The following is a 14,707-nucleotide window of genomic DNA, read 5'->3' on the forward strand; positions in this document are numbered from 1 at the left end:
CTCAACTCACGCTCGCCGTGGCGGCGCCGGCTGCTGGGGTGATCCGGCCGACGCCGGTGGACCGGCTGTCGCGGTCGGGCATGTCCACCGCGGGGTTGCCGCCCCAGCGGGCGTGCGGGGGGACTTCCTCGCCCTTCATGAGGAAGGAGTCGGGCGCCAGCTCGGAGCCGTCGCCCACGGTCACGCCGTAGTGCACATGGGCGCCGACGCCCAGGGTGCAGCCCCGGCCGAGAGTGGTGACGTCGGACTTGAAGGTGCCGTCCTCCTGCGAGTGGCACTGGATCTTGCTGCCGACGTTGAGGGTGCAGTCGTCGCCGATGGTGCCGAGGGTCCGCTCGGTCAGGTAGCAGCCGTCGTCGAACACCCGGCGGCCGATGCGCACGCCCAGCAGCCGCCAGACCAGGCTCTTGAACGGGGTTCCGTTGAAGATCTCGAGGAAGTGGTCGGGCACCTTCCACAGGCGTTCGTGCCACCAGAAGTACGGGTCGTAGATGGAGCACAGCCGGGGGCGCAGCGCGCGGAACCCGGCGAGGCAGCGCTCCACCAGGATGAAGTAGGCGGTGGAGAAGGCGAGGGTGAGCGCCAGGTAGGCGGCGATCACCACGTGTCCGACCAGGCCGTACAGGTCCACGGAGGCGAGCCCGAAGAGGGTGAGCGCGAAGGTGTGCAGCCAGCGCACGCCCAGCATGAGCACCATCGAGCGGAGGTTGTAGCGGTTCTTCGCGGCCAGCCGGCGCTGGAACGTCTCGCCGGTCCGGAGGTGGTCGAAGCGGGCGTCGCGGTCCACCGAACGGGGGATCTCGAAGCACGGTGAGCCGAGCAGCCCGACGCCTTCCCGGACCTCGCCGTCGAGGGGGACCATCACCTTGGTCGCGAGCAGGCAGTTCTCGCCGGTCCTGCCGCCGGCCGGATAGGCGATGTTGTTGCCCAGGAAGTTGTGCGCGCCGATCGAGGTCCGGGAGAGCCGGAAGGACGTGCTGGAGAAGTCGGCGTTGAGGACGGAGAGGCCGTCGGCCACCATCGTCCCGCTGCCGACGGTGACCAGCAGCGGTGTCTCGTGCTGCACCTCGGTGCCGAAGTTCGACCCGGTCTGCTCCACCTGGGACAGGTCGTACCCGATGCCGCGGAGGTAGCCCACGATGTAGGAGCTGTCGCCGAACAGCCAGGCGAAGAACCGGATGTTCGTCAGGCGGACCGTGACGCGGTGCAGCGCGTAGTGCAGGCCGTAGAGCGGATAGACCCTGTCGGGCCTGACCACGAGGCCCAGCAGGCGCGGCAGGGTGCACAGGGCCGCCAGGCCCAGGACGACGAACCCGAAGAACAGCACGAGGGATAGCAGCAGCGCGTCGGGGAGCAGCTGCGACCAGCCGAGGGCGGCCGTCGTCGGGTCGAGTCGCTTGCCGATCGCCGGTACCTCGGTGAACAGCATGTAGATTCCGCCGACCAGCAGCGGGATGGACAGGAGGATCAGCTGGAGCAGGGTGCCGAGGCCGAACCAGGTACGGCGCAGGGTGCCGCAGCGCGCCGGGGGGACCCGGACGTACTCGGTCCGGGTGGGTTCGGCCGGGGAGCCGTGCCAGTGTTCGCCGTCGGGGACCGCCTGACCTCGGTGCAGGGCGGAGGAGTGGCCGAGCTGGGCACCGTGGCCGAGGGAGGTGTCGATGTCCAGGACGGTCTTCTCGCCGACGTAGGCGCCGGCGCCGATCGTGACGCGGCCGGTCTGGATCTGTCCGGCGTGCGCCCGGTAGCAGAGGAAGAAGGAGTCCTTGCGGATCACCGTGCCGGCGCCGATCGTCAGCAGGTCGGTGCAGACGGGGACGGAGTGGGAGAGGATCGTGACGCCCTTGCCGATGCGTGCGCCGAGGGCCCGCAGGTACAGCACGTACAGCGGGGTCCCGGTCAGGAAGACCATCGGGTTCGCGTGCAGCAGCACCTTGACGAGCCAGAAGCGCAGGTAGGTCAGGCCCCAGACGGGGAACTCACGGGGCCGCCAGCGCCCGACGAGCAGCCATTTCGCGACGACGGGGAAGGCGCACAGCGCCACGAACGCGGCACCTCCGAAGAGCAGCGACCGCAGGTAGACGTCCGTCAGTCCCCGGCCGGCGGCGATCCACTCGTATCCCGCGGCGGTGACGTAGCCGGAGACCAGGGAGTAGCCGAGGAAGGCCAGCAACTGGAAGGCCCCGCAGAGCAGATGGCTTCGGCTGTTCCCGCGGGGGGCCGGCGTCGGGGTCGGCGCGGGCGGCTGCGTGGCGTGCGTCTCAGCGGCGGGCGCGGTCTCTTCGAGGGCCGCGACCAGGCTCTGGATCGTGGGATGCCGGTAGATGTCGCGCATGGACGGCGAGGGCAGATCGGCCGCCTTGCGTATTCGCGCGCAGAACTGGGCCATGACCAGGGAGTTGGCGCCGAGGTCGGCGAAGAAGTGGCCGTCGACCGGCACGTTCTCGGTATCGAGGAGGTCGGCCAGCGCCTGTGCGAGCCGCCGCTCGGTCTCCGCCCCCCTGGGGCGGGTGCCGGTCAGGGCGACGGCAGGTTCATCCGGCTCCGACACGACCTCGGAGGACTGCTCCACCATGCGATCTCCTGGAGAACGTGGATGTTCCTGATCACGAACCGGCGGATTCAGTTTGTCCGGATAAGAGCGCGACCTGCCACTTGTCCCCGGGGCTCGGCCGAGTGCCCGTCATGAGCCGTCAGGCCCGCATTCCCTTGGTTTCGCGCCGGGCCGGGCACCCCGCGAATCACCCGAACGGCGGCCCCCCGCCCGGTCCCCCGACGGCGCCCCGCCCGTCCCGGCCGCCCCCCTCAGGGTCCGCCGGGCCTTCCCGGCTCCCCCCGGGGCGCACTCCCCGCCGGCCACCTCACGCCGGCGCCGACGGGTCAGGACCGACGGACACCTGCCGAAGGCGCCGCGGGCTCATGACCTACGCCGCCCCCGCCTCGTGACGGAACGCTCCGCCCCGCCCGGACGAACTCGCGCGGTGACCCCCACGGCCCCGCTCACGTGTGTCTGGTGTGTCCGGCGGGGCCGGTCCCCGCCGCCCGGCGGCCTTCGCCAGCGGCCGCGGGACGGCTTCACCGGGCGGCCGGCCAGAAGACGCGTCACCGCATACCGCCCGGCAGCGCTGCGCGGGGCCACACCCCGCGAGGGACCACACCCCGCGAGGGACCGCGCCCCGCCAGAGACCACACCCCGCCAGAGACCACACCCCCGCGAGGGACCACACCCCGCGTCGGCGGGAGTGTTCACCGGCCGGCGCGGGGGCGCGGGTTGACGGGGCGAGTCAGTCGTCGCCGCCGGTCGCCGCCGCGGCGGTCTCGTGGGCCGCGATGCCGACGAAGCGGCGCACGGCCTCCACGGGCATGTCGAGCCCCTCGGAGGCCGCGCGCTCGTCGCCGAAGACCTGTACCGCCTCGGCGACGGCCACCGCCAGCTCGGCTTCCGCCTTGCGGACCTTGACCTCGGCCTTGTCCACCATGTCGACCACCGCCAGCTGGCGGCGCTGCTTCTCCTGGAGTCGCTGCTTGCGCGAAGGTGTTTTGTCAGAGTTCTGCACAGTCACGACCAAGATCATATGCAGCCACCGCGCTCCGGTGAAAATCGGCAACTCGGCCTCTGCGAGGCCCCGTTACCCTCCCCCAGGGCACCTCGCGTCAGGCCGTCAGCATCGCCCACACCGCGTGGCCGCTGGTCAGCCTCGACCGGTCGACCCCCCAGGAGTCGGCGAGCTGCTCGACCAGCAGCAGTCCGCGGCCGCCCTCGTCGTCGGGTCCCGGCCGGCGCCGGGGCAGGTCGCGCCCGGAGTAGTCGTGGTCGTGGACCTCGAGCCGCAGGCATCCGTCGGCGACCAGCCCCATGCCGCACAGGATCCGCACGCTCAGCGTGTGGATGACGGCGTTGGTGGCCAGCTCCGACACGAGCAGCACCGCGTCCTCGCACAGCTCGCGGGAGAGTCCCCACTCGCCGAGCCGGGCTCTCACGGAGCGGCGGGCGACTCTGACGCTGGAGCGGTGCGAGGGCAGCTCGATCCAGTGCGCCTGGTCGGGCGCGGCAACGTCTAACAGGTCGCGGGGGGAGGTCGCGTGGGGGGACACGATGGCTGCCTTCCGTAAGGCGGGCACGACGAGGAGCGGGCGGAGCGGCGGAGCTGAGCAGGCACGGTGGAGCAACGGCCGTACGGCAGGCGGGACATCGCCCGTGATCGTGGCCGCGGGGTTACTCAAGTAATCATGCGCGCAGGCGAGTTCATGCTGCAACCGACTCCCTGATAATTTCAGATTGCCGGTATCGGACTGGTCGCTGCAGCAAGTGCCTGTCACACTCGTTCAAGTGACAGTCCCTCAGGAGGTAGGGCGTGAGCGAAGGACGTTCGAACGCGGGCGGCACCAGTGCGCCCACCGTTCTCCGCATGATCCTGGGCCGCAGGCTCCAGGACCGGCGCCAGGGAGCGGGCGTGTCACTGGAGGACGCGGCGCGGGCGCTTCGGGTCACCCCCCTGACCATCCGCCGGCTGGAGAAGGCCGAGGTCACGCTCAAGCCGCTCTACGTCGAGAAGCTGCTGGAGACCTACGGCGCCGACCAGCAGGAGCGGGACGAGTTCGTCGCCTTCGCGGAGCGGGCCAACGAACCGGGCTGGTGGCACACCTACCGCGACGTGCTGCCCAGCTGGTTCAGCGCCTATGTGAGCCTGGAGACCGGCGCGACCACCCTGCGCACGTACGAGCCGCACTATGCCACGGGACTGCTGCAGACCCGCGCGTACGCGCGGTCCGTGCTCAGCGGCGGTTTCCCGAACGACAGCGACGCGGACCTGGAGCGGCGGGTGAACCTGCGGCTGCGCCGCCAGGCCCTGCTGGAGCGCTCCGACGCGCCGACGCTGTGGGTGGTGATGGAGGAGGCCGTCCTGCACCGGGTGGTCGGCGGGCCCGAGGTGATGCGGGAGCAGATCGAACGGCTGCTGGAGGTATCGGAGCTGGCGCACGTCAGCGTCGACGTCGTCCCGTTCACCGCCGGTGCCCATGTGGGCGCGTGCGCCCCGTTCACCTACTTCCGGTTCGCGGAGCCCGAGCTGCCGGACGTCGTCTACACGGAGATCCTCTCCGGCGCCATGTACCTCGACCAGCGCTCCGACGTCGTCGCCCATCTGGAGGCGCACAACCGCATGTCCCTGCTCACCTCCGACGCGCAGAGCAGGGCGCTCCTGAACCACATGCGCAAGGAGTACTCATGACCACCTTCGACACCTCCTTCGACACCACCTTCGACGCCTCCTTCGACGGCAGCCTCCACGACGTCTACAACGGCATGCCCGCATCGGACCTGGGCGAGCAGGGCTGGGAGTCGCCCTGGAGCGGACCCAACGGCGGTCAGTGCGTGCAGACGAAGCAGCTCGCCGACGGCAGGATCGCGCTGCGCCAGTCGACGGATCCGGCCGGCCCCGCGCTCATCTACACCCCGGAGGAGATCACCGCGTTCGTCGCGGGGGTCAAACGGGGCCTCGCCGACCATCTGACCACCGGTTGACCTCTCCCCCACGCACCCCCCTCTGAAAGGTTCACGATGACCAACTCGCCCGCCACGCGGGACATCGACACCAGCAGGCCCCACTCCGCCCGCATGTACGACTACTACCTCGGCGGCAAGGACCACTTCGAGGTCGACAAGCAGGCGGCCGAGAGCGTGGCGTCGGCCTACCCCGGCATCTTCGTGTGCGCGCGGGAGAACCGTGCCTTCATGCACCGGGCCACCCGCGTGCTCGCCCGCGAGCACGGCATCCGGCAGTGGCTCGACATCGGCACCGGCATCCCCACCGAGCCGAACCTGCACCAGGTCGCCCAGTCCGTGGTTCCCGAGGCCCGGGTGGTGTACGCCGACAACGACCCGCTGGTGCTCAAGTACGCCGAGCGGCTGATGCGCAGCACGACGGAGGGCCGCACCACCTACATCGAGGCGGACGTCAACGACCCGCAGACGCTGCTCGACGCCCCCGAACTGGCCGAGGTGCTGGACCTCGGCCGGCCGGTGGCGCTGTCCCTCAACGCCCTGATGCACTTCGTGACGGACGCGCAGGACCCGTACGGCATAGTGAGCCGGCTGCTGGACGTGCTCCCCTCCGGCAGCGCGCTCGCGCTGAGCCACTGCACGCCCGACTTCGACCCGGACACCTGGCAGAAGGTCACCGACATCTACCGCAGCGCCGGCACGCCGGTGCAGTTCCGCTCCCGGGCGGACGTGGCGCGGTTCTTCGACGGGCTGGACCTGCTCGACCCCGGCGTGGCCGTCGGCCACCGCTGGCGCCCGGACGCCGAGCCGACCGCCACCGACGCGGAGGTCAGCCTGTGGACCGGGGTGGGCATCAAGCCGTAGGGCCACTGCGAGGGGGGATCCGCCTCCGGGCTGTCGTGCCGCGTGGGGGCGCGGTACGACAGCCCGGGGGTGTCAGCCGATGTGGTAGCTGTCGCCGTACACCTTCCAGTCCAGCGGGGTGTTCAGGCAGAGGTTGCCCTTCTTCAGGAAGACCCGCTGCTCGGTGTCGACCCTCGTGGTGTCGCTGTGCGCCTCCTCCTGCTTCATGGCCCAGACGCGGGCGTCCAGGAAGGCGTTGAGGTACGTCGTCTCGTCGCCGCCCTGGGCCGGCGGCTTCGCCTTGTTGAGGGCACGCTTGCGGATGTTGCGGAAGCTGGTGGCGTCGTCGCCGTCACCGTGCATGACGATGGCGTCGTAGTAGGCGAACTGGCCGAGCGTGCCCAGCTTGTCCGTCTTGCCCTGCTGGACGGCCGGGTTGAAGTACACCCGGTCGCGCTCGTCGTTCTGGGCCTGCTGGAAGACGGTGTCCTGGGCGGCCCTGCGCCAGTCGGCGGGGTAGTTCGGGTCGAGGCCGCTGTGCGAGTCGGTGCCGTTGACCCGGCGCAGCGCGGGCAGGTACTTGGCGAGCACGTTGCCGGGCTTGCGGTCGGTGTAGAGCTGGACGAGGTCGAGCATGTCGCCGGTGCCGGAGCAGAAGCCGATGATGCCGGCGGTGTAGCCGCGGCCGTCGCCGATGTCCTCGATGTACTTGTACTGCGCCTTCCAGTCGAGCGAGGAGTTCTCCGCGCTCGACACCAGCTTCATGGCGATCTCCTTCTTCGCCGGATCGTCGAGGCCCGCACAGCTCGCGGCCGTCGCGGCCGCCGAGGCGTGCCCGGGGCGCAGCAGCACGGCGCCGGCGCCGACGGCGGACGCGCCGAGCAGGGCGAGCAGCGTGCGGCGGGAGGTCAGGACGGGGTTGGCCGGGGTGGTGTCGTCGGGGTTCCGCACAGGGACTCCAGTGGGGGGTTGCGGTCGGTCATCGATAGGAAGGTTTCCTATCAGTAGACTCCGCTGGTGTGTACCCGTCACGCAGAAAGTTCGTAGGGTCGAACAAGTCCGCCGCTGGGGTCCGCTCCGGCCGACGCGGGTCAGCCGGTGGCCGTCCAGGCCTTCGGGCCCATGCCGCGCCACTCGATCAGCTCGGGGTCGTCGACTGTCGTACTGGCCTCGGGCAGGCCCGCGCGGCGCAGGAACTCGACGATGTCGAGCAGGTGGTACGCGATGCCGACGTACTCCCCGCGGATGGTGACCCGCCGGCCTCCGTCGGGGCCCGGCGGCTGCACGATCACAGGCGCGCCTTCCATAGTGACCGCATGCCCCCGAGCAGCGCGGATCATGCGGCGGACCGGACCCGCGCCGGGGCGGCCGGGGTGCCGTGTAAGCCGCCGCAGGGCAGGTACTCGGCCAGGCGGGACCCTGGACCGAGGAGATGACCAGGATGCTGTTCCTTGGACTGCTTCTGCTCGCGGCGACGGTCGCCTTCACCGCCCTGGCGATCGCCGGCAACCTGTCCGGCGGACCCGGGTACACCGTGTCCGTGCTCGATCACCACATCGCCACGCTGAGCCCGCTGGCGATCTTCTGCGCCGGTCTCGCGCTGGCCCTGATCTTCTGCCTGGGCGTGGCCGTCCTGACCGGCGGCGCGGTCCACCGCCGCCGTGGCCCGCGGGCCGGCCGGCCGCGCGGCACCGCCTCGAACGGCCGCTTCACGGGGCCCGCCGCCGGGGCCTGACGGCGGCGCGCCGCCCGGCGGGCGGTGTCACAGCGACGCGGTCGCGCGCAGGATCAGGAACAGGGTGACCGCCGAGTTCGCCGAGGACATCGCCGACGCGAGGGTGCCCGCCGCGTCGCCCCAGAGGGCGAGGCCGACCGTGGTGAACACGGCGGGCCGGCCGCGGACCACCGGAGCGGGACCGAGCAGCGCGGCGACCCGGCGCGGCCCGCACCTCGGGGTCGGACCAGCCGTCCGGGAGGGGATTGCCGGGGAGCTGGGCGGTGCCGACCACCATCAGCAGGGCCAGGCAGAGCGTGCTGCGCCCGGCCATGACCACGGCCATCGCGGTGAGCAGCCGGGTCGCGGCGCGCGGATGCAGCCGCCTCTCGGCCGACGGGCCACGCGGTCAGCGGCAGCACCAGGGCAGGAAGACGAACACCCCCATGGACGCTCAGTCTTCCGTACCGCCGTGGTCGGCGGGGCCGGCGGGGCCGGCGTTCCGGATGTTCGTCCCGCCCGGCCCCGCGGCCGCCAGCAGGGCCCGCAGCACCTGCTCGTCACCGGGCGGCAGCGCGGTCACGAAGCTGGCGAGCACCGCCTCGCGGTCCCGCTCGCCGTCCAGCAGCCGGCGCATCCGCAGGGCGGCGAGCCGGGCCTCGTCGGCTGTGGGCGCCCACAGGAAGGAGCGGCCCTGCCGCTCCCGGGCGACGACGTCCTTGGCGAGCAGTCGGGTCAGGATGGTCACGACGGTGGTGTACGCGAGGTCGCCGCCGAGCCGCTCCTGCACCCAGGCGGCGGTGACGGGGCCGCCGGCCTCGCGCAGCGCGCCCAGCACCTGGCCCTCCAGCTCCCCCTGCCCCCGTCGGGCCCGCGCCATGGTCCGCTCTCCCTCCGGCCTCGCGTGCGGTGACACGCGTGTCGGCGTGTCCGACCACGCTACTTCACGCCGGCGCCGCCCCCGTAGGTCCGCCGCCCGCGACGGTGCGCCAGCTCACCGAGCACGATGTCCACGGCGAGGAAGGCGGCCAGCGGGATCCCGAGCAGCGGCACGAAGTAACCGAGCACCGCGATCACCGCCATCGCCGGGACGAGGAGGTAGGGCGGGACCTGGGCCCAGGCCCCGCGCGGGATCGGCCGGCCGAAGGCGGAGCCGCGGCCGCGCTGCCACCACATGCGGTAGCCCCACAGGATCAGCAGGATCAGGGCGATCGCGAGCAGGGCCAGGGCGACCTGGTTGACGAGCCCGAAGAGGATGCCGGTGTGCAGGTCGATCCCCCAGCGGGTGAGCTTGGCGAGGACCGGATGGTCGGCGAAGCGCAGGACGTCGGTGACCTCGCCGGTGCCGGGGTCCACGGCCACGGCGTCCTGTTTCTCGGGCCAGCTGCGCCGGATCTGCCTCACCACGTAGGCGCTGTTCGCCTCGGCGGGCGGGACGATCTCGACGGGGTCGCCCAGCCCTTCGGCACGGGCGGCGGCGAGCACCTTGTCCAGGCCGACACCGTGCTCGGCGTCGCCGCCGGTGCCGGCCGCCGTACCGTGCCCCGTGTGCTCGCCGCCGCTCGCCGCCGCGGAGACGGCCGGGGTGGCCTGGCCCAGGGAGGTGCGCAGGTCGTCGATGGAGGCACCGGCGTACGTGGACCAGGTCAGGCCGGTCGCCGAGAGGAAGAGGAAACCGGCGGCGGCCCAGACGCCGACGGTGCCGTGCAGGCCCAGGGTGCGCCGTCGCCCGCTGGTGCCGCGCACCCCGCGCAGGGCCCGCCGCCGGGCGAACCACAGCACCAGACCGCCGCCCGTGATCACCCACAGCCAGCTCGCCGCGAACTCACTGTAGAGCCGGCCGGGCTCGCCGAGGTGCAGGTCGCGGTGGAGTTCGTCGATCCAGGTGCGCAGCGGCAGCGCGCCGGTCGAACCGTACTGTTCGAGAGCGCCGCGCACCGTGCCGGTGTAAGGGTCGACGAAGACGGCGAGGGTGTGGTCCGGGTTCACCCCCTTGACCCCCGTCAGCAGCACCCTGGTGGTCGCGTCCGCCTCGGGCGAGGGACGTATCGCGGAGACGGTGCCCTCGGGATGGGCCGCGCGGGCGGCGGCGACCTGCTCGGAGACCGGCAGCTTCGCCCTGCCCACCGGGACGGTCAGCTCATGGGCGTACACCAGCTTCTCGGCCTGGAAGGAGAAGGCGTACAGCAGACCGGTGGCGGCGGCGACGAGCAGGAAGGGGGCGACCAGGACGCCGGCGTAGAAGTGCAGGCGCAGGACGAGGGGGCGCAGCGGTGCCCAGCGGCTCGGGGACGGGGCCGGGACGGTGGGCTGCGGGACCTCGCCCCTGGGGGTCGAGGGGGCGACGGACATCGTGGGCTTCTCCGGGGACTGGTGCGGAGTGGGGACGGTCCAGTAGTCGGGGCGCGACCGGACCGAGTTCCCCCCACCCGAAGTGACCTGCATCACATGCCCGGCCATGGCATGCTGGCCCGATGGCATCTCCCAGTGATCGCACGCCTCTTGCCGAGCGGATCGAGGAACTCCTCGCCCCCGGCGGGCCGTTGCCCATCGTCGCGGCCGGTGACCCGGTCCTGCGGCGCGGAACCGAGCCGTACGACGGCCAGTTGGCACCCGCCCTGCTGGCCCGGTTCGTCGAGGCACTGCGCGTCACCATGCACGCGGCCCCGGGCGTGGGCCTGGCCGCGCCCCAGGTCGGCGTTCCGCTCCGCATCGCCGTGATCGAGGACCCGGCCCCCGTGCCGGAGGAGATCGCGGTGGCCCGAGGCAGGGTCCCGCAGCCGTTCCGGGTGCTGGTCAACCCGGTCTACCAGCCCGTCGGCACCGCCCGCGCCGCCTTCTTCGAGGGCTGCCTGAGCGTGCCGGGCTGGCAGGCGGTGGTGGCCCGGCACGCGAGCGTCCGGCTGACCGGCGCCGACGAGGACGGCCATCCGCTCGACGAGGTGTTCACGGGGTGGCCGGCCCGCATCGTCCAGCACGAGACCGACCACCTCGACGGCATGCTCTACCTGGACAGGGCGGAGCTTCGCTCACTGTCGTCGACCGAGGCGATGGCCGCACGCTGGACCCACCCCACCCCCGACACAGCCGCCGCCCAACTGGGCTTCCCCCTCCCCGACCACCCTTGAAGCACCCGGCAAGGGGCGCGGGGAACTGCGCGACCAGCCACCACCGGCCCGCAGACGAACGACGCCCGGGACCGCCCCCCCTTCGGCCTACCCGCGGTACGCCTCCAGCAGCCGCAGCCACACCTCGCTCAGCGTCGGGTAGGACGCCACCGCGTGCCACAGCCGGCTGACCGGCACCTCCCCCGCCACGGCGATCGTCGCCGAGTGGATCAGCTCGCCCACCCCCGGCCCCACGAAGGTGACCCCGCGCAGGATCTCCTCCTCCAGGTCCACGACCATCCGGGCCCGCCCCTTGTACCCGTCGGCGTACAGCCCCGCCCCGGCCACGGAGGAGAACTCCACGTCGACGGCCCGCACCCGGTAGCCGGCCTGCTCGGCCTCCGCGAAGGAGAGCCCGACGGCAGCCGCCTCCGGGTCGGTGAAGACGACCTGCGGCACGGCGTGGTGGTCGGCGGTGGCCGCGTGCGCGCCCCAGGGGCCGTCCAGGAGGGGCGTGTCCGCGGCGCGGGCGGCGATGGTGTCGCCCGCGATCCGGGCCTGGTACTTGCCCTGGTGGGTGAGGAGCGCCCGGTGGTTGACGTCCCCGACGGCGTAGAGCCAGTCCGTGCCCTCGACCAGCAGCGTGTCGTCGACGGACAGCCACGACCCCGGCTCCAGCCCGACCGTGTCGAGGCCGATGTCGTCGGTCCGCGGGGCGCGCCCGGTGGCGTAGAGGATCTCGTCGGCCTCGATGCGGTCGCCGTTGTCGGTCACCGCCACGACCGTGCCGTTCTCCCGGGTCACCGACCGGACGGACGTGCCGGTGCGCACGTCGACGCCGGCCTCCTTGAGCGCGTCGGCGACGAGTTCGCCGGCGAACGGCTCCATGCGGTTGAGCAGCCCCTTGCCGCGGACCAGCAGGGTGACCCGGGAGCCGAGGGCCTGCCAGGCGGTCGCCATCTCGGTGGCGACGACACCGCCGCCGACGACGATCAGGCTGCCGGGCGCCTGCTGGGCGCTGGTGGCCTCGCGGCTGGTCCAGGGCTTCACCTCGGCGAGGCCGGGCAGGTCGGGCAGCTGGGCCCGGGTGCCGGTGGCGACGGCCACCGCGTGCCGGGCGGTGAGCGTGGTGAGGGTGCCGTCCGGGCCGGTCACGGTGACCGTGCGGGGCCCGGCGAGGCGGCCGTGGCCGCGGTACAGGTCGGCGCCGATGCCGTCCAGCCAGGCGACCTGGCCGTCGTCCTTCCAGTGCGAGGTGAAGGAGTCGCGGCGGGCCAGCACCGCCGGGGTGTCGAGGGGACCCTGGACCGCCTGGGCGAGGCCGGGCAGGCGGCGGGCGTCGGCCTGGGCGATGACCGGGCGCAGCAGCGCCTTGCTGGGCATGCAGGCCCAGTACGAGCATTCGCCGCCGACGAGTTCGCTCTCCACGACCGCGGTGGTGAGACCGGCCGCACGTGTGCGGCCGGCGACGTTCTCCCCCACGGGGCCGGCACCGAGCACCACGACGTCGTAAGCGATGGATTCCGTTTCCGTCATGGGGCCAGTCTTCCTGGTGGTGTGGGCCAGGGCCACACGGGTAAGGGCCGGAATACCTGCCGGGTCGGGCATGTTGTGCGGACGGCCCGCCCCGCCCCGGGGCGCCCCCCCACGTCAGGAAGAGGGAAGCACGCATGAGCAGCACCGTGGAGCTCACCAAGGAGAACTTCGACCAGACGGTCACCGAGAACGAGTTCGTCCTCATCGACTTCTGGGCGTCCTGGTGCGGCCCGTGCCGGATGTTCGCCCCCGTCTACGAGAAGGCCGCGCAGGACAACCCCGACCTGGTGTTCGGCAAGGTGGACACCGAGGCCCAGCCGGAGCTTGCCCAGGCCTTCGGCATCCAGTCGATCCCGACCCTGATGATCGTCCGGGACCAGGTCGCCGTCTTCGCCCAGCCGGGCGCCCTGCCGGAGGCCGCCCTGACGGACGTCATCGGCCAGGCCCGCAAGCTGGACATGGACGAGGTCCGCAAGAGCATCGCCGCGCAGCAGGGCGACGCGCAGTAGTCCCGGTCGGAAGGGGTGCGGCGGTCCCCGGTCAGAAGGGGTACGGCGCCACGTCCCCGCGCACGGTCGTCCACCGCACGTCCGTGAACGCCTCCAGGTTGGACTCGCCGCCGAACCGCGCACCGGTGCCGGAGGCGGCGACCCCGCCGAAGGGCGCCACGGCCTCGTCGTTCACGGTCTGGTCGTTGATGTGGACGATGCCGGTCGGGATGCGCTCGGCGAGGTCCAGGCCGCGTGCCGCGTCCCGGGTGACGATGCCGAGGGAGAGGCCGTAGCTGCTGTCGGCGGCGAGCGCCGCGGCCTCGTCGACGTCGGTGAAGGAGCGGACGGGCGCGACCGGTCCGAAGACCTCCTCGGCGTAGGCGGGTGTGCGGTCGTCGACGCCGGTCAGGACCGTCGGCCGGTAGAAGAGGTCCTCGTAGGTGCCGCCGGCGGCGAGCCGGGCGCCCTGGGCGGTGCTCGCCTGCACGAGTCCGTGGATCTTGGCGAGCTGGCCGGCGTCGATGACCGGGCCGAGGTGGACCTGGGCGCGGTGCGGGTCGCCGACGGCGAGCGAGTCGGCCTTGGCCGCGAGACGTTCGGCGTACTCCTCGGCGAGTGAGGCGTGCACCAGGTGCCGTCCGGTGGTCATGCAGATCTGGCCCTGGTGGAAGAAGGATCCCCAGGCGGCCGTGGAGATCACCGCGTCCAGGTCGGCGTCCTCCAGGACGATCAGTGCGGAGTTGCCGCCGAGTTCGAGGTGGGCGCGCTTGAGGTGGCGGCCCGCGGTCGCCCCGACGGCGCGGCCGGCCGCCGTGGAACCGGTGAAGGAGATGACCGGCGCCAGCGGGTCCTCGACCAGCGCCGCGCCGACGTCGGCCCCGCCGGGCAGCACGTGCAGCAGCCCCTCCGGCAGCCCGGCCTCCGCGAACACCGCGGCCAGCGCGAGCCCACCGCAGACCGCGGTCCGCGGATCGGGCTTCAGCACGACCCCGTTGCCCAGGGCGAGGGCGGGCGCGACCGAGCGGATGGACAGGATGAGCGGCGCGTTGAACGGCGAGATCACCCCGACGACACCGACCGGCACCCGGCGGGTGTACGACAGCCGGGGCGCCTCGCTGGGCAGCACCTGGCCGGCCGGACGGGAGGCGAGGGCGGCGGCCTCGTAGCACTCCTGGGCGGCCACGTGCAGTTCGAAGTCCGCCTTGCCGGGTATGGAACCGGACTCACGGACGATCCACTCGCGCAGTTCACCGGCGTGCTCGGTGAACAGGTCGCCTGCCCTGCGCAGGACCTGGGCGCGGACGAAGTGCGGGGCGCGGGCCCAGTCGCGGTGTGCGGCGCGGGCGGCCGTGGCGGCCGGGGAGACGTCCGCGGGGGCGGCCAGGGTGACCGTGCCGAGCGTGTCGCCGGTGGCGGGCTCGGTGACGTCGCAGGGTGCCCCGGACAGGGCGCTTGCCTGCCAGGTCTTCGGGTCGAGCAACGGCATGACGACTCTCCGATCGATCACCTGGTT

General features: G+C 72.5%; 16 protein-coding genes and 1 pseudogene. 6 read left to right on the forward strand and 11 right to left on the reverse strand.

Translation table 11 applies throughout. The features are described from left to right. Position 1: 1 nt before the first annotated feature. The 3 genes from AB0M11_RS05015 to AB0M11_RS05025 all read right to left on the reverse strand — a co-directional run bounded on the left by AB0M11_RS05015 (position 2) and on the right by AB0M11_RS05025 (position 4,095). On the reverse strand, positions 2-2,575 hold the full coding sequence (locus AB0M11_RS05015) for a Pls/PosA family non-ribosomal peptide synthetase (RefSeq protein WP_365701458.1): 2,574 nt from the start codon (positions 2,573-2,575) through the stop codon (positions 2-4). Between the two features lie 709 nt (positions 2,576-3,284). After that, the gene (locus tag AB0M11_RS05020) at positions 3,285-3,563 is read right to left on the reverse strand and encodes a hypothetical protein (protein WP_365701460.1); all 279 of its coding nucleotides are present in this window, start codon (positions 3,561-3,563) and stop codon (positions 3,285-3,287) included. A gap of 91 nt (positions 3,564-3,654) precedes the next feature. Continuing rightward, positions 3,655-4,095 carry an ATP-binding protein gene (locus AB0M11_RS05025; RefSeq protein WP_365701462.1) on the reverse strand — a complete coding sequence of 147 codons (441 nt, stop codon included), beginning with the start codon at positions 4,093-4,095 and terminating at the stop codon, positions 3,655-3,657. Positions 4,096-4,355: 260 nt separating this feature from the next. On the opposite strand from AB0M11_RS05025, the gene AB0M11_RS05030 reads away from it, so the two are divergent. The 3 genes from AB0M11_RS05030 (at position 4,356) to AB0M11_RS05040 (ending at position 6,367) form a co-directional block, all read left to right on the forward strand. Next, positions 4,356-5,231 carry a helix-turn-helix transcriptional regulator gene (locus tag AB0M11_RS05030; protein ID WP_365701464.1) on the forward strand — a complete coding sequence of 292 codons (876 nt, stop codon included), beginning with the start codon at positions 4,356-4,358 and terminating at the stop codon, positions 5,229-5,231. Between the two features lie 74 nt (positions 5,232-5,305). Further along, positions 5,306-5,524, forward strand: coding sequence for a DUF397 domain-containing protein (locus AB0M11_RS05035; RefSeq protein WP_365701699.1), 219 nt, complete (start codon positions 5,306-5,308; stop codon positions 5,522-5,524). A 36-nt stretch (positions 5,525-5,560) separates the two neighbouring features. Further along, positions 5,561-6,367 (forward strand): SAM-dependent methyltransferase, encoded by an 807-nt coding sequence (locus AB0M11_RS05040; RefSeq protein ID WP_365701466.1) that lies wholly within the window; start codon positions 5,561-5,563, stop codon positions 6,365-6,367. 72 nt (positions 6,368-6,439) lie between these two features. Here the strand turns inward: AB0M11_RS05040 and AB0M11_RS05045 are convergent, their stop codons facing one another. Beyond that, on the reverse strand, positions 6,440-7,297 hold the full coding sequence (locus tag AB0M11_RS05045; RefSeq protein ID WP_365701468.1) for a chitosanase: 858 nt from the start codon (positions 7,295-7,297) through the stop codon (positions 6,440-6,442). A 140-nt stretch (positions 7,298-7,437) separates the two neighbouring features. Further along, positions 7,438-7,653, reverse strand: a complete 216-nt coding sequence (locus AB0M11_RS05050) for a hypothetical protein (protein WP_365701471.1) — start codon at positions 7,651-7,653, stop codon at positions 7,438-7,440. A gap of 134 nt (positions 7,654-7,787) precedes the next feature. Between AB0M11_RS05050 and AB0M11_RS05055 the strand changes: the two genes are divergently transcribed. Beyond that, a complete protein-coding gene (locus AB0M11_RS05055) occupies positions 7,788-8,081 on the forward strand; it encodes a hypothetical protein (RefSeq protein ID WP_365701473.1) in 294 nt (97 codons plus the stop codon). A gap of 27 nt (positions 8,082-8,108) precedes the next feature. Here the strand turns inward: AB0M11_RS05055 and AB0M11_RS05060 are convergent, their stop codons facing one another. The 4 genes and pseudogenes from AB0M11_RS05060 to AB0M11_RS05075 all read right to left on the reverse strand — a co-directional run bounded on the left by AB0M11_RS05060 (position 8,109) and on the right by AB0M11_RS05075 (position 10,412). Further along, positions 8,109-8,231 carry a hypothetical protein gene (locus tag AB0M11_RS05060; protein ID WP_365701722.1) on the reverse strand — a complete coding sequence of 41 codons (123 nt, stop codon included), beginning with the start codon at positions 8,229-8,231 and terminating at the stop codon, positions 8,109-8,111. Positions 8,232-8,283: 52 nt separating this feature from the next. Then, positions 8,284-8,508 (reverse strand): annotated as a pseudogene (locus tag AB0M11_RS05065) (M56 family peptidase); the annotation flags it as partial. 6 nt (positions 8,509-8,514) lie between these two features. Next, entirely contained in the window at positions 8,515-8,940 is a 426-nt protein-coding gene (locus tag AB0M11_RS05070; protein WP_365701475.1) for a BlaI/MecI/CopY family transcriptional regulator, read from the reverse strand. A gap of 59 nt (positions 8,941-8,999) precedes the next feature. Beyond that, entirely contained in the window at positions 9,000-10,412 is a 1,413-nt protein-coding gene (locus AB0M11_RS05075; RefSeq protein WP_365701477.1) for a PepSY-associated TM helix domain-containing protein, read from the reverse strand. Between the two features lie 122 nt (positions 10,413-10,534). On the opposite strand from AB0M11_RS05075, the gene AB0M11_RS05080 reads away from it, so the two are divergent. After that, positions 10,535-11,188 carry a peptide deformylase gene (locus tag AB0M11_RS05080; RefSeq protein ID WP_365701479.1) on the forward strand — a complete coding sequence of 218 codons (654 nt, stop codon included), beginning with the start codon at positions 10,535-10,537 and terminating at the stop codon, positions 11,186-11,188. 87 nt (positions 11,189-11,275) lie between these two features. Here AB0M11_RS05080 and AB0M11_RS05085 read toward each other — a convergent pair whose 3' ends face one another. Next, on the reverse strand, positions 11,276-12,703 hold the full coding sequence (locus tag AB0M11_RS05085) for an NAD(P)/FAD-dependent oxidoreductase (RefSeq protein ID WP_365701481.1): 1,428 nt from the start codon (positions 12,701-12,703) through the stop codon (positions 11,276-11,278). 134 nt (positions 12,704-12,837) lie between these two features. Here AB0M11_RS05085 and trxA point away from each other — a divergent pair, with 134 nt between their 5' ends. Beyond that, a complete protein-coding gene (gene trxA / locus AB0M11_RS05090; RefSeq protein WP_365701483.1) occupies positions 12,838-13,212 on the forward strand; it encodes a thioredoxin in 375 nt (124 codons plus the stop codon). A gap of 31 nt (positions 13,213-13,243) precedes the next feature. Here trxA and AB0M11_RS05095 read toward each other — a convergent pair whose 3' ends face one another. Beyond that, positions 13,244-14,680: a benzaldehyde dehydrogenase gene (locus AB0M11_RS05095; RefSeq protein ID WP_365701485.1), complete on the reverse strand. Its 1,437-nt coding sequence runs from the start codon at positions 14,678-14,680 to the stop codon at positions 13,244-13,246. Positions 14,681-14,707: the final 27 nt, after the last annotated feature.

The organism is Streptomyces sp. NPDC051987 (assembly GCF_040680735.1).
GTDB lineage: Bacteria > Actinomycetota > Actinomycetes > Streptomycetales > Streptomycetaceae > Streptomyces.

Coding starts and splice junctions, on each gene's coding strand:
- AB0M11_RS05015 (WP_365701458.1), bottom strand. CDS start 2,575: ATGGTGGAGCAGTCCTCCGAGGTCGTGTCGGAGCCGGATGAACCTGCC.
- AB0M11_RS05035 (WP_365701699.1), top strand. CDS start 5,306: ATGCCCGCATCGGACCTGGGCGAGCAGGGCTGGGAGTCGCCCTGGAGC.
- AB0M11_RS05040 (WP_365701466.1), top strand. CDS start 5,561: ATGACCAACTCGCCCGCCACGCGGGACATCGACACCAGCAGGCCCCAC.
- AB0M11_RS05050 (WP_365701471.1), bottom strand. CDS start 7,653: ATGGAAGGCGCGCCTGTGATCGTGCAGCCGCCGGGCCCCGACGGAGGC.
- AB0M11_RS05055 (WP_365701473.1), top strand. CDS start 7,788: ATGCTGTTCCTTGGACTGCTTCTGCTCGCGGCGACGGTCGCCTTCACC.
- AB0M11_RS05070 (WP_365701475.1), bottom strand. CDS start 8,940: ATGGCGCGGGCCCGACGGGGGCAGGGGGAGCTGGAGGGCCAGGTGCTG.
- AB0M11_RS05075 (WP_365701477.1), bottom strand. CDS start 10,412: ATGTCCGTCGCCCCCTCGACCCCCAGGGGCGAGGTCCCGCAGCCCACC.
- AB0M11_RS05080 (WP_365701479.1), top strand. CDS start 10,535: ATGGCATCTCCCAGTGATCGCACGCCTCTTGCCGAGCGGATCGAGGAA.
- AB0M11_RS05085 (WP_365701481.1), bottom strand. CDS start 12,703: ATGACGGAAACGGAATCCATCGCTTACGACGTCGTGGTGCTCGGTGCC.
- trxA (WP_365701483.1), top strand. CDS start 12,838: ATGAGCAGCACCGTGGAGCTCACCAAGGAGAACTTCGACCAGACGGTC.
- AB0M11_RS05095 (WP_365701485.1), bottom strand. CDS start 14,680: ATGCCGTTGCTCGACCCGAAGACCTGGCAGGCAAGCGCCCTGTCCGGG.